This is a genomic window from Solibacillus kalamii, assembly GCF_002174535.1.
In the GTDB taxonomy this organism is placed as follows: Bacteria; Bacillota; Bacilli; order Bacillales_A; family Planococcaceae; genus Solibacillus; species Solibacillus silvestris.
Window position 1 is genome coordinate 14,824 of sequence record NZ_NHNT01000012.1, and the last position, 12,839, is coordinate 27,662.

Consider the following 12,839-nt stretch of genomic DNA (forward strand, 5'->3'; position numbering starts at 1 on the left):
ACTACATATGTTCTAGTTGTCGAAAAATTTTTCATTATTTGTCGAAAAAATTTTTATTTCTTTTATTGGCCAAACGACTAAGCCTTTTCTGCCAATTCTTTTGCTGGTTTTGAAGATGGGTTTCTTTTTGAAACGGGATTTCAGGAAGTAGATTATTCCCTATTTTTGTATAATTGTATGCCTGTTCGTAGTCCTTTACTTTATGTTCATATAGAATGGCTAGCTGTTCGTATGCCTGCAGCTGTTTTCTGACAGGGATTGCCGGAAGGGCTGTTTGAAACGATTGGATTGCCAGATCCGTTTCTCCAATGCGCTTCAATTCATACGCTAAATAAAAATGCGCATAACCGGTATCTTTTGTTTCGAAATGTGCTGTCACTGCCTGAAATATTTCCGTACTAGTTTGCCGCTTTTTTAAATCGCCAAACCATTTTCCGATATTCGTATACGTTGTTGCCGATTCTGTTGATATATCATCGAACAATAAATTCGTTGAATGAATATACAAAGTAATCAGCGACAGTAAATCCCATTCATTATGCAACAGTACTTTCATTAACGTTTCCGCATTCCCGCTTTTTACCGCATCAAAATAAATTATCGGTGCTAAATGACCTGGTATATCTCCTTTTCGGTAAAAGCCGAGCTTGTCCTGTTCCACTTGGGTAAGCTTCATACGCGATAAATCATCTTTCCAAAGACGTTTCGTACTATGCAGCAAATCAATTTGCCGCTGTGATTTCAAAGGCGGTAAAAATTGCTGATTCAACGTCCAGCGCACTTGAAGCTGCGGCCAGTCGAAGCTTTTTCCGTTATAGGAAACAATTGTAACATTTCGCTGCCATAACTTTGATTCAAAAAGAAGTGCCGCTTCATTCGAAGGATCCGCCAATACATACTGTGTTAGCGTAAAACCTTCATCATCCACTTCCAAAAAACCGAGCAGAAATATGTGGGTACCCGCACCTTTTAAACCGGTTGTTTCTGTATCAAAAAATACTATCGTTTCATTACCGCTTATGGCAAACGGATGATCTTCGGCTTCGAACTTCCAGCGTTTTAAGGAATGAAAAAATTCCCCGAGCTTGTAGTCGCCGTGCTGATAATCAAAAGGATAATGCACTTCCCGTTTAAAAAGCATACCGAATTCATTTTCTACCCGTTCAAGCCCTGCCTGTTGCCACTGCTCGCTATATAAAGGCGGTTCAGGTTTTATGAATTTTGGCTTTTCTTTTTTTTGCTCCGTTTTTTTACCAAGCAGTTTTTTCATTTGCAATAGTTTATTTTCATACGACATGTTTTCACATCATTTCGTTTATTAAAATATTTAATACTTTCATTACTTGTTTTTTGTTTTCACCTAAACTATCCTGCGCACCAATGCATGAAGGACAACCTTGCTGACACGGACAGTTCTCCACATGCTGTGCTGTTCTTTCAAGCAGCGACAGCAATACATCGTACACACGTTCACTCAAGCCGATACCACCGGGATAACTGTCATAAATAAACAATGTCGGCTTTTCATTATGAATCGCTTTTACTTGCGGGACAACCGACACATCCGACCGGTCACAATGGATGAATAGAGGGATAAAGCTCCCCATTGCATAGGCAGCCCCTGTCAGTGCATCGGTCAGCTGCTCTTCTGTCCAATTAGCCGGTAAGTCAAAGCTCATCCATGTCGCATTTGTATGCATTTCCATCGGAGGAATCGAAATCGGACCGGATCCGATATTATCATGTGTATTAAAACGGATTTTCTTAAATATAGTAGGAATGGCCAGAATACTTACATCTCCGTAACTTACTGTCGAGTTTTTAAATGGTGCCGATTTATCTTCACTCAGCACTTTCAGCTCGACAGCCAAATTCGCATCCGTAAAATAGTCGACATCCACTTCACGAACGAATGCCTTTTTCTCTTCCCAATCGAGCTTTTCAACTTGGAACTGAATCCCCTGGTGCAAATAGATGGCTTCTTCATGTAAAAGAGTCATCGCACTGTACGTATCCATTTCCCCGATTACTTTCGTATTGGCAGGTGTTGAGATATCGATAATGACGACATTTTCCTGTGCGGCAGATCGCAGCGAAATTTCATGAGCCGGGAAACGGTCGCTCATCCAATGCCATTTCGTACTCGTACGCACAAGCACGCCTTCTTCTTCTAAATAGGCTAATAGTTCCTGAACTTCATATTCCCCGTACGTATCTTCCATCGAGAATGGCAGTTCAAACGCCGCACATTTTAAATGCTCCATTAAAATTAACAGGTTTTCCGGGTTAATACGTGCTTCTTCTGGTGAACTTCCTAATAGATAGCTAGGATTTTGGACAACATATTGGTCCAATGCCGTCGATTGCGCAACATACACAATGAGCGCCTCATCTTGACGTCTTCCTGCCCTACCCGCTTGCTGCCAGGCACTCGCAATATTCCCGGGGTAACCGGTCATAATACATGCCTGTAATTGGCCGATATCGACACCCAATTCTAGTGCATTCGTACTGACAACCATTTGAATCGACCCAGTCCGCAAGCCTTTCTCGATTTCTCGCCGTTCACTCGGTAAATAACCACCACGATAGCCTTGAATGGATTCATCCATAATTTTCTTTGCTGTTAATGTCTTTAAATACGTAACGAGCATTTCCACACGAACTCTTGACTTTGCAAAAATAATCGTTTGAATACCCGCTTCAAACAAGCGCTTTGAAATATCGCGTACTTCGAGCACGGCACTGCGTCTAACGCCAAATGTCGGATGGACGATCGGCGGGTTGTAAAAAACAAATGTTTTCTTCCCTACAGGTGCACCTGACTGCTCGATCAGCTCATGCTTACTATTTGTCAGGCTTTCTGCTAATTCTTTAGGGTTTTTGATCGTGGCACTCGTACAAATAAAAATCGGATTGCTTCCATAAAATTCGCAAATACGCTGAAGTCTTCTTATAACATGCGCGACATGTGAACCGAACACGCCTTTATACGTATGCAGCTCATCAATGACGATATACTTTAAGTTTTCAAAAAGGGATACCCATTTCGTATGGTGCGGTAAAATGCCTGAATGCAGCATATCCGGATTTGTCATGACGATATGACCGGCTTTTCGAATCTTTTGGCGAATGCCTGGTGCTGTATCTCCATCATATGTGTAACTTAATATATCCTCATCCATCAGTTCAATCAGTTCATTAAGATCTGATTTCTGATCCTGTGCAAGCGCCTTAGTAGGAAACAAATAAATGGCGCGACTTGAGCGATCTTCTAAAATTTGCTGTAAAACCGGCAAATGGTAGCAATACGATTTCCCCGAAGCAGTCGGTGTAATCGCAGTAAAATGCTTTTGCTGTTGTGCATAGTCGAATGCTTGACGCTGATGGATATAAAGCTGCTCAATGCCGCGCCCATGCAATGCTTTAATAATCGATGGGTGTAGATTGGACGGAAAGTCTGCATACTGGGCCTGTTTTTCATCGATCGTATGCATGGCGACAATATTTTGCTTCATTTCCTCGTCATATTGCCACTCGTCGACAAGCTGCGAAATGGTTCTTTTCTTACTAAGCACCGTCTTCACCTTCCTCAATCTTCGTTGCGAGTAGCTTCAATGTATATTGGGCAGATTGGATTGATTGAATAAACCGTTTTTTGCTCGTTCCTTTAAAGAAAGACTGTACAACAAATTGTTCCATCGCATCGGCTGCGTGGTCAATTTGTTGTACATATAAATTTTTTGGGTACGTACTTTTTATCCAATTTGTCGACTGCTGCTGCCATTCGTGAATACGTGTATGGACTTCATCGACATGTGGCTTGACCTCTTGAAAGAAATCCGGCTCCTTGTCTAAACGTCGCATTTCCTGAAAACGATGTAAACACGCATCACATTCTTCTATTAATTGGTATGTTTTATCTATTAATTGCATAAAGAGCACCTCGAATGATTTCATCTGTTTTAGCCTTGCAGCGGAAATTACTGTAGTTCGCTGCTAAGACAATATTTTAATAGTCTTTGCCCATTCAGGCTAAAGTATATTTGTTCTTAAGTGTATCAAATTCTCATCGTTTGTACTACTTATATGCGAACAGGCATTCTTTACTTGACTCTTTGTTTCTGCTAAGCTAACTTTTTGATAAACTGAGAGTAGATTGGTTAAATGCTCCACTTTCATTCTTAATTGCTCGCGTTCCATTTGCAAAGATAATAATGTTTGTGCCATTTCAACTTGTTCGATTAAGCGTGATAATTTCGACATATAATGCCCCCTTTTCACAATGATTCTTTCTTTTTTCACGGAATCCTTGTCATGTGGCAAAAATAGTGTCCATTCGCTAAAAGAAGTTATATTTTGCATAGCTTTTACAAAATTATTAACGGGTACATTGTTTGTGATACACTATTAAAGTATTATTTCTTCCAGGAAAGAAGGTGATTCCATGGTGATTCGTTATCCAAACGGTAAACTCTATGAAAGTGCGCCAAAGATTGAGACAAAAAAGGAATCCGCCAAACCTCAATCGGTTGCAAAAGAAAAAAATAAAAGAGCCGTCAATTACAGTAACCGTGGAAAAAGCTTAGAAGATGACCTAAATGAAACAAATATGTTTTATTTACATAGGAATATGGCAAATATACACAAGAAACCTGTTCCTATACAAATCGTCAAAGTAGATTATCCGGCAAGAAGTGCTGCGGTTATTAAAGAGGCTTATTTCCGCACACCTTCAACGACGGATTATAATGGCGTATGGAATGGATATTACATTGACTTTGAAGCAAAAGAAACGGATAGTAAAACATCCTTTCCATTAAAAAACATTCACTCTCACCAAATGGATCATATGCATTCCGTGACAAACCAGCGAGGAGTTGCATTTTTCATTGTACGATTCAGCACGTTAAACCGTAACTTTGTCATTTCGTATCATGTTGTGGCAAAATGGTTTTCAGCAATGGGTGAAGGTGGAAGGAAATCCATACCAATCGCCGTTTTTGAGCAGGATGCCATCGAAATTTCCGAAGGTTATGTACCAAGGCTCGATTATTTACAGGCGGTAAAAAAGTTAATCGCAAACTACAATGTTTGTGAAAGTGAGGAGAAACAACGTGACGGAAAATAGAAAAACACGCGAACAAATTAAGCGCGAACGTCAACAAAAAAACAAAAAATCCAGAAAACCGAAAACTTCTGCAGGAAAATGGATTAAGCGCATTGTTTTAGCAATCGTTTTAATTGGGGTAATTGGTTTCCTAAGTGGTGCTGCATTATTTGGCTACTATGTCAGCAAAGCACCTGAACTGGATGAAGATGCATTAAAGGATCCGATCTCGTCGGAGTTTTATGATATAAATGGAGAACTTTTTGCAACAATTGGTGCAGAAAAACGAAATTATGTAAAGTACGAAGATATTCCACAGCAAATGATTGACGCGATCATTGCAACAGAAGATGCACGATTTTTTGAACATTTCGGTGTTGACCTGTGGCGTCTTGGCGGTGCCGTACTTGCCAACTTCCGCGATGGATTTGGTGCACAAGGTGCGAGTACAATTACACAGCAAGTTGTAAAAAACTCATTCTTTACAAATGAGAAAAAGCTGGAGCGTAAAGCACAGGAAGCTTGGCTCGCAATTAAGCTGGAACGTCAATATAGTAAAGAAGAAATTTTTGAAATGTACTTTAATAAAATCCTAATGTCAGGTAGAATTCACGGTTTTGGTACAGCCGCAAAAGAATTTTACGGAAAAGAACTGAGTGAATTAACATTGGCTGAATCCGCTCAATTAGCAGGGATGCCGCAAAGTCCGAATAACTATAATCCATACAAAAAGCCGGACCGTGCAAAAAAACGTCGTAACATCGTTTTAGGCTTAATGGTTCAGCACGGCAAAATTAATGAAGCTGACGCAGAAAAAGCAAAAAAGGAACCTATTACAGGCGGTCTCATTCCTGAAGAAGAGCGTGTAGCAAACAATACTACTAAATATCCTGCATTTTTGGATGTTGTGTTAGCAGAACTTGAAAAAAATGGTGATAGCGAATTGACTTCCGAAGGGGTTAAAGTATATACAACGCTAGACCCGAAAGCACAGACGATTGTAGAAGATATGATGAACAATGACAGCAATTTCCCTACTGAAGAGATACAGGCCGGTGTTGCAGTCATCGATACACCAACAGGTGAAATTCGTGCAATTGGCGGCGGACGCAATTACACAGGTGAATTTAACTATAACTTCGCCTACGATATGACAACCCGCCAGCCTGGTTCGACTTTAAAACCTTTAATTGATTATGGTCCTGCCATTGAATATTTAAAATGGTCAACTGGTCAAACAACGGTCGATGAAAAAATTACGTATTCCGGTTCAGATCAGGTTATCGGAAACTGGGATGGCCGCTATTTAGGGACGATGACAGTGCGTGAAGCGCTCTATACATCACGAAATATTCCGGCGGTGAAAACTTTCCGTGAAGTTGGTCCGGACCGCGCCAAAGAGTTTTTAGGCAACTTAGGTATTGAATCAAGCGGATTAACAGAATCTGAAGCTTTAGGTGGAGGACGCGTCAATATTTCTCCTGTCCAAATGGCTGCTTCATATGCAGCATTCGGCAACAACGGTACTTATAATAGTCCGCATGCCATTACTAAAATTGTTTTCCGTGATGGAAAAACTTCAAAATCGTTTAAACCGAAAACCAAAAAAGCGATGAGTGATTATACTGCTTATATGGTAACGGATATTTTACGTGATGTAGTTAGTAACAAACGCAATGCCTCTGCAACACGTGCGATGGTATCAGGCGTTGATATCGCAGGTAAAACAGGTACAACAAACTATGGCTCAGATGAATTTGAAAAGTTCAATTTAAAGAATGGCTCAGTACCAGATACATGGTTTGCCGGGTATACAACAAACTACTCGATCGCTATTTGGGGCGGTTATTCACAGCGTAAAGATGCCATTACAACATGGGAAGAGCGCTGGTTGCCACAAACATTGTTCAAATCGATCATGACGGATTTAAATCAGCATAACCCGTCATCATCATTTAAACAGCCAAGCAGCGTTGTATCAGCTTCGATTGTAATCGGATCGAATCCTTTAAAACTGGCAAATGAATATACACCTGCTACACAAAAGGCAACAGAGCTGTTCGTTAAAGGAACAGAGCCAACTGAATATACAGAGGAATTTGTCCCTCAAACTTTAGATTCACCTACTAGTTTACAAGCGTCATACAATGATGCAGCACAACTGGCCGATGTTACATGGTCACATTCGTCACTGGACGGTTCCGGCGAAGAAACGGATCCCGTTACATTTGAAGTATCGATGAAAGTTGATGGCGGTCCGGCAACGGTCATTTCTACGACAAGCGCAACCGCAATTCAAGTACCGAACATCGAACGCGGTAAAGAGTATACATTTACAGTTACAGCGATTTCAGGTGATTTACGAAGTGATCCGGCAAGCGTTGCATTATTCGTGGAAGGTGACCAGATAACAGAACCTGAAGATCCGAATGACTCCATTGAAGATCCGAACGAAGCTGAACAACCTGAACAGCCGGGTAATGGGAACAACAATGGGAATAATGGAAATGGCAACGGAAACAACGGGAACGGGAATGGAAATAATGGGAACGGTAACGGAAATAACGGCAATGGAAATGGCAACGATAATACGGTAGAGCCAGATGAATCCAATCCTGAACCACCAGCACCGAACCAGCCTAGCCCACCCGCTTCAGGCGGCGAAACAAGACCTGAAGACTCAGAAGACGATTAAAATAAAAAACATCAATTTTTCTCATTAAGGGAAAAATTGATGTTTTTTTCTTTTATATATAATTCGCAATTCATGAAATACGTGAAAATAAGCGAAGAAATTTTCAGGTTAGTTTACTTTTTCATTCTCAGTCTTGCACAGCGCTTTTTTGTTTCTTTATAAAGTTCGTCCAATTGACGATAGCATGCATATTGCCCAGGACGTGCTTTTATAAACTGCAGACGTTCCATCCCATTGATTGGCATGAGCTCATACTCGCTATGTACTGAAAACGGTGTTTCTGTAATTGAACCGCCCACAATAAACTGTTCAAAATGTTCGATACCTTCCATCATGAATTGCTGTGCTGTTCCATCACGTCGTTCATGGGCTGCATGAATCGTCTCACGCATTGTCTCCCACTCACTGTACCACGCGTCCACCACTTCTTTTGAAATTGCCTCTTGTTGTACTGAAATCATCATATTTTTACCAAACCTTTTTTCAAACGCTTCTGCCCTTCCCTACAGTCATCCAGTAACGGACATGTTCCGCAACCCGGATTTTGCGCTTTACAATGATAGCGACCAAAGAAAATAATTTGATGGTGTGCACGGCTCCATCGTTCAATCGGTGTTTTTTTCATAATTGTTTCTTCTACTTCCAATACACTGTCTTTCCATCGACAAAGTCCTAATCGCTTCGAGACACGCTCTACATGTGTATCGACAGCCATCGCAGGAATATCAAATGCAACCGACAAAACGACATTTGCTGTTTTACGGCCTACACCTGGCAATGTGACTAGTTCTTCACGAGATCCCGGAACTTCTCCACCATATTCATTTATCAGACGTGCACATAGTAATTGAATATTTTTTGCTTTGTTACGGTAAAGTCCAATTGAACGAATATCATTCTGCAGCTCCTCAAGTGACACATTTAAATAATCCTGTGGTGTTTTATATTTTTGAAATAATTGTTTTGTCACTTTATTGACGAGGACATCCGTACATTGTGCAGATAATAATGTTGCAATCGTCAACTCAAACGGATTGTCATGCACTAATTCACAATGTGCATCGGGATACATGCGATCCATCTCATCTAAAAAGTGATTCCACTTTGCTTTTGTTATCATATTAAGTTGAATGTCCTCCTATTCTCGCTCCTCTAACCAGTTATAGAAAGAAACTTTCTCCGTTTTCTGAACCGCATCTTGCTGATGTACCGGTTGAACCGGTGAAGCTGTCATCGTATTTTTCCGGTATTGCTCACTATGTTTTTCAATTTGTGCGAGTGTCTTTATGTTGCGCTTCTTCCACTCGATCAATATACGGTCAATATAGCGTAAGTTCACTTTATCAGCCAGTACCGCTTCTTTTAATGCGGCTTTTATGATTTCAGGACTATGCTGGTCCAAGTCCATCCACATACCGATTGTTTCGATTTCCATTGGGGAAAGCAGGCGTCCCAGCTCTTGTTCAAACAGCTGGAAAATTTTTGCCTCATCTATTTTGTTGGCAGTTGAAACCTGTTGTTGTTCTTTTGACTGCAGCAAATCCAATAGTCGTTCCCATAAAGGATAAATCGAGTATTTCTCGGCAAGCCGTCCAGATTCATCAGTACTTTGAGAAATTTCGACAAAGCCTTTTTGCATTAAGCGTTGTATTATTTGAGAAATAGCCGTCAATTGGAAATTGGTCCGCTGCATTAAATCATTTGGTGTCGGAAAGTCGATGCCTTCCTGTTCGAACGTTAGTAAATGCAGAATAATTAATGCTTCGTCATCTTGTATATTTAGTTCGCTATAATGTTTAAAAAATAATTGTGGAATAGTAATTTGCAATTGCTCCGTCCAAACGCGGATTCGATTAAAATTTTTAGACATAGTTGAATCCCCCTTTGTGCGCTCGTAACGAGAAAACGCCCGGCAAAATTCCGGACGTTTTCTCGTTGTATAAATTAAAATTAATTATGGATATAAACGGTTTAATAAACGTGGGAACGGGATGGATTCACGGATATGCTCTGTTCCGGAAATCCATGCAACTGTACGCTCTAACCCTAAGCCGAAGCCTGAGTGAGGTACTGCACCTTGTTTACATAAATCTAAATACCATGCATATGCATCCATTGATAAGTTATGTTCTTCTAAACGTGACTTCATTAATTCATAATCATAAATTCGTTCAGAACCACCGATAATCTCACCATAGCCTTCCGGAGCGATTAAGTCTGCACATAAAACTACATCATCGCGCTCTGGGTGTGGCTGCATGTAGAACGGTTTAATACCGATTGGGTAGCATGTGATAAATACTGGTTTGTCATAATGGTTGGCAATTGCTGTTTCGTGTGGTGCACCGAAATCATCACCCCACTGAATATCATCAAAGCCTTGCTCATGTAAAAACTCGATCGCTTCATCATAAGAAATACGCGGGAATGGTGCTTTCACGTTTTCAAGTTTTGATGTATCACGGCCTAGACGCTCTAAATCAAGCTTACAGTTTTTCAGAACAGATTGTACGATATGTGATACATATTGCTCCTGTACTTCCAAGCTTTCATCATGTTCGACAAATGCCATTTCAGGCTCGATCATCCAGAACTCGATTAAGTGACGACGCGTTTTTGATTTTTCTGCACGGAATGTAGGACCGAACGAGAATACTTTTCCTAATGCCATTGCAGCAGCTTCCATGTAAAGCTGACCTGATTGGGAAAGGAATGCATCTTCATCGAAATATTTCGTATGGAACAGCTCTGATGTCCCTTCAGGTGAAGAACCTGTTAAAATTGGCGGGTCCATTTTTGTAAAGCCATTTTCATTGAAAAATTCATATGTTGCACGAATAATTTCGTTACGTACTTTCATGATCGCATGTTGTTTACGAGAACGTAACCATAAGTGACGGTTGTCCATTAAAAATTCTGTACCATGCTCTTTTGGTGTAATTGGGTAGTCTTTAGCAGGGCTGATTACTTCGATACCTGTAACATTTAACTCAGCACCGAAAGAAGAACGCTCGTCTGCTTTAACTTCACCAATCACATACATTGACGTTTCCTGTGTCATGCCTTTAGCTACTGCAAACAGTTCTTCGCCTACTTCTTCTTTCACGACTACACCTTGTGCGAAGCCTGAGCCATCACGTAACTGAAGGAAAGCCAATTTACCGCTAGAACGTTTGTTAGCTAACCATGTACCAATTTTTACTGTTTCGCCAATATGATTTGGCATATCTTTAATCATAATTTTTTTCATAAAGTCCTCCAAAGCTTAAGTTGCAGGCTCGCTTAATCTTGCCATTTTGCTTTAACAAATGCATCGATTCGGCGAACTGCCTCTTCTAATAGTTCTAAAGATGTCGCATACGATAAGCGTATTGTCGCGGGTGCACCAAATCCTGAACCTGGAATGACCGCAACATTTGCTTCTGTTAATAGTGCCGATACAAAATCATCCACTGAAGTGTAACCTGTTTTTTCGGCTGTTTCTGAAACATCCGGCAATAAGTAGAAAGCACCCTGTGGCTTTAATACTTTTACGCCGGGAATTGCTGCTAATTTCGGGAAAATCGCCTCTAAACGTGATTCAAACGCTTGTCTCATCTTTTCTACTGTATCCTGCGAGCCGTTATATGCTTCAATCGTTGCATATTGTGCTGTAGTTGTAGCATTTGAAGTAGAGTGAGAGGCTAAATCCGTCATCGCTTTAATGATTGTCGCATCACCAGCTGCATAGCCAATGCGCCATCCTGTCATAGAGTGAGATTTTGCAACACCGTTCACAACAATTGTACGTACTTTCACTGCGTCTGAAACTTCCGCAATTGAATAATGCTCTACTCCATTGTAAACAAGCTTTTCATAAATTTCATCTGAAACGATTAAAATATCCATTTCTTCTGCCACTTGTGCAAGCTCTGCCAATTCTTCCTTCGTGTAAATCATACCAGAAGGATTGGATGGCGAGTTTATAATTACAGCTTTTGTTTTTTCTGTAACAGCATTACGTAATTGCTGTGCTGTAATTTTAAAGCTTTGTTCCTGTGTTCCTTCTACATATACGGGTACACCGCCAGCAAGCTTCACTTGTTCAGGATAAGATACCCAGTAAGGAATCGGGATAATTACTTCATCGCCCTCATTTAAAATAACCTGGAACAATGTATACAGAACGTGTTTTGCTCCGACACCAACGATAATCTCATTTGCTTTGTATGTAAGGTTATTGTCACGAGCCAATTTATCAATAATTGCTTTCTTTAAAGCAGGTAACCCTCCAGCCGGCGTATATTTTGTCAGACCAGCATCCATCGATTTTTTTGCTGCATTTAAAATATTCTCCGGTGTATTAAAGTCAGGCTCTCCTGCACCTAAACCAATTACATCAATACCTTGCTCCTTTAACTCTTTCGCTTTAGCTGTAATCGCTAAAGTAGAAGATGGTGTTAAAGTTTTTACACGATTTGCCAACAATTGTTTCATGTTGCTCTCTCCTCTACAAATTCAATATGCGTTTCCACCATTGCCCGTCTTCAAATAGAAGATAGACATAATTCAAGCTGCCGGATTCACTTTTATAGGTAATTTCCCATACCGGACCCGGCTCCTCGAATCCTAACTTCATATGAAGAATCTCTTTCACGGCAGTATCATCCTGAAAAACAGACAACGCCTGTTCTTCTGTAATGCCATCCGCTAAAAATACTTCTTGCATTGAATTCTCATCTAAACTCATCGGGACGAAGACTGCTTTTTCCTTCCCATACTCATCCACTCCGAAAACAGTGACATATGGCTTATTCCCATTGTAAACATAGGAATCATCAACAACAGCAAGTGCTTTCGTATCCAGCGCAAAACTTTCCGCCTTTTGTTCTATTTCACTAAACGGTGCATTGGCTTTCCAAAATACGAACACTGAAATAACAAGCGACAAAGATAAAATAAAGACAACCGAAAAGATAATCCAGTTTTTCATAACTGCACCTTGCATTCCGATGTATTTGAATGTTGTTTAAAATTTTGTTTCATTTTTGTCAA

At 40.4% G+C, this 12,839-nt stretch carries 12 protein-coding genes; 2 read left to right on the forward strand and 10 right to left on the reverse strand.

From position 1 onward, the window contains the following. Window positions 1–34 precede the first annotated feature (34 nt). The 4 genes from CBM15_RS15265 to CBM15_RS15280 all read right to left on the reverse strand — a co-directional run bounded on the left by CBM15_RS15265 (window position 35) and on the right by CBM15_RS15280 (window position 4,266). The gene (locus CBM15_RS15265) at window positions 35–1,297 is read right to left on the reverse strand and encodes a ribonuclease H-like domain-containing protein (protein WP_087618172.1); all 1,263 of its coding nucleotides are present in this window, start codon (window positions 1,295–1,297) and stop codon (window positions 35–37) included. A gap of 4 nt (window positions 1,298–1,301) precedes the next feature. After that, entirely contained in the window at window positions 1,302–3,578 is a 2,277-nt protein-coding gene (locus CBM15_RS15270) for a DEAD/DEAH box helicase (protein ID WP_087618173.1), read from the reverse strand. Beyond that, a complete protein-coding gene (locus CBM15_RS15275; protein ID WP_008404849.1) occupies window positions 3,571–3,936 on the reverse strand; it encodes a YppE family protein in 366 nt (121 codons plus the stop codon). Before CBM15_RS15275 ends, CBM15_RS15270 begins: the two co-directional genes overlap by 8 nt. Before the next feature lie 99 nt (window positions 3,937–4,035). Next, complete coding sequence (locus CBM15_RS15280; protein ID WP_008404851.1) at window positions 4,036–4,266, reverse strand: hypothetical protein; 231 nt, start codon at window positions 4,264–4,266, stop codon at window positions 4,036–4,038. Between the two features lie 181 nt (window positions 4,267–4,447). Between CBM15_RS15280 and recU the strand changes: the two genes are divergently transcribed. Together recU and CBM15_RS15290 are read left to right on the forward strand one after the other, a co-directional pair. Further along, the gene (gene recU, locus CBM15_RS15285) at window positions 4,448–5,131 is read left to right on the forward strand and encodes a Holliday junction resolvase RecU (protein ID WP_087618174.1); all 684 of its coding nucleotides are present in this window, start codon (window positions 4,448–4,450) and stop codon (window positions 5,129–5,131) included. After that, a complete protein-coding gene (locus tag CBM15_RS15290; protein ID WP_087618175.1) occupies window positions 5,118–7,805 on the forward strand; it encodes a penicillin-binding protein 1A in 2,688 nt (895 codons plus the stop codon). Before recU ends, CBM15_RS15290 begins: the two co-directional genes overlap by 14 nt. Window positions 7,806–7,918: 113 nt before the next feature. On the opposite strand, the gene CBM15_RS15295 is transcribed toward CBM15_RS15290, so the two are convergent. From CBM15_RS15295 to CBM15_RS15320, 6 genes are all read right to left on the reverse strand, one after another. Then, entirely contained in the window at window positions 7,919–8,269 is a 351-nt protein-coding gene (locus tag CBM15_RS15295) for a YpoC family protein (RefSeq protein WP_087618176.1), read from the reverse strand. Further along, the gene (gene nth, locus CBM15_RS15300) at window positions 8,266–8,925 is read right to left on the reverse strand and encodes an endonuclease III (RefSeq protein ID WP_087618177.1); all 660 of its coding nucleotides are present in this window, start codon (window positions 8,923–8,925) and stop codon (window positions 8,266–8,268) included. Before nth ends, CBM15_RS15295 begins: the two co-directional genes overlap by 4 nt. An 18-nt stretch (window positions 8,926–8,943) precedes the next feature. Then, on the reverse strand, window positions 8,944–9,675 hold the full coding sequence (locus tag CBM15_RS15305) for a DnaD domain-containing protein (protein WP_087618178.1): 732 nt from the start codon (window positions 9,673–9,675) through the stop codon (window positions 8,944–8,946). 84 nt (window positions 9,676–9,759) lie between these two features. Next, window positions 9,760–11,055, reverse strand: a complete 1,296-nt coding sequence (asnS, locus tag CBM15_RS15310; protein ID WP_087618179.1) for an asparagine--tRNA ligase — start codon at window positions 11,053–11,055, stop codon at window positions 9,760–9,762. 32 nt (window positions 11,056–11,087) lie between these two features. Beyond that, window positions 11,088–12,281: a pyridoxal phosphate-dependent aminotransferase gene (locus CBM15_RS15315; protein ID WP_087618180.1), complete on the reverse strand. Its 1,194-nt coding sequence runs from the start codon at window positions 12,279–12,281 to the stop codon at window positions 11,088–11,090. A 13-nt stretch (window positions 12,282–12,294) separates the two neighbouring features. Next, on the reverse strand, window positions 12,295–12,777 hold the full coding sequence (locus tag CBM15_RS15320) for a cell wall elongation regulator TseB-like domain-containing protein (RefSeq protein ID WP_008404867.1): 483 nt from the start codon (window positions 12,775–12,777) through the stop codon (window positions 12,295–12,297). Window positions 12,778–12,839 lie beyond the last annotated feature (62 nt).

Bases quoted from the DNA above. Each gene is read 5' to 3' on its own strand.
- CBM15_RS15265 (WP_087618172.1), bottom strand. From the start codon at position 1,297: ATGTCGTATGAAAATAAACTATTGCAAATGAAAAAACTGCTTGGTAAA.
- CBM15_RS15275 (WP_008404849.1), bottom strand. From the start codon at position 3,936: ATGCAATTAATAGATAAAACATACCAATTAATAGAAGAATGTGATGCG.
- CBM15_RS15280 (WP_008404851.1), bottom strand. From the start codon at position 4,266: ATGTCGAAATTATCACGCTTAATCGAACAAGTTGAAATGGCACAAACA.
- recU (WP_087618174.1), top strand. From the start codon at position 4,448: ATGGTGATTCGTTATCCAAACGGTAAACTCTATGAAAGTGCGCCAAAG.
- CBM15_RS15295 (WP_087618176.1), bottom strand. From the start codon at position 8,269: ATGATGATTTCAGTACAACAAGAGGCAATTTCAAAAGAAGTGGTGGAC.
- nth (WP_087618177.1), bottom strand. From the start codon at position 8,925: ATGATAACAAAAGCAAAGTGGAATCACTTTTTAGATGAGATGGATCGC.
- CBM15_RS15305 (WP_087618178.1), bottom strand. From the start codon at position 9,675: ATGTCTAAAAATTTTAATCGAATCCGCGTTTGGACGGAGCAATTGCAA.
- asnS (WP_087618179.1), bottom strand. From the start codon at position 11,055: ATGAAAAAAATTATGATTAAAGATATGCCAAATCATATTGGCGAAACA.
- CBM15_RS15315 (WP_087618180.1), bottom strand. From the start codon at position 12,281: ATGAAACAATTGTTGGCAAATCGTGTAAAAACTTTAACACCATCTTCT.
- CBM15_RS15320 (WP_008404867.1), bottom strand. From the start codon at position 12,777: ATGAAAAACTGGATTATCTTTTCGGTTGTCTTTATTTTATCTTTGTCG.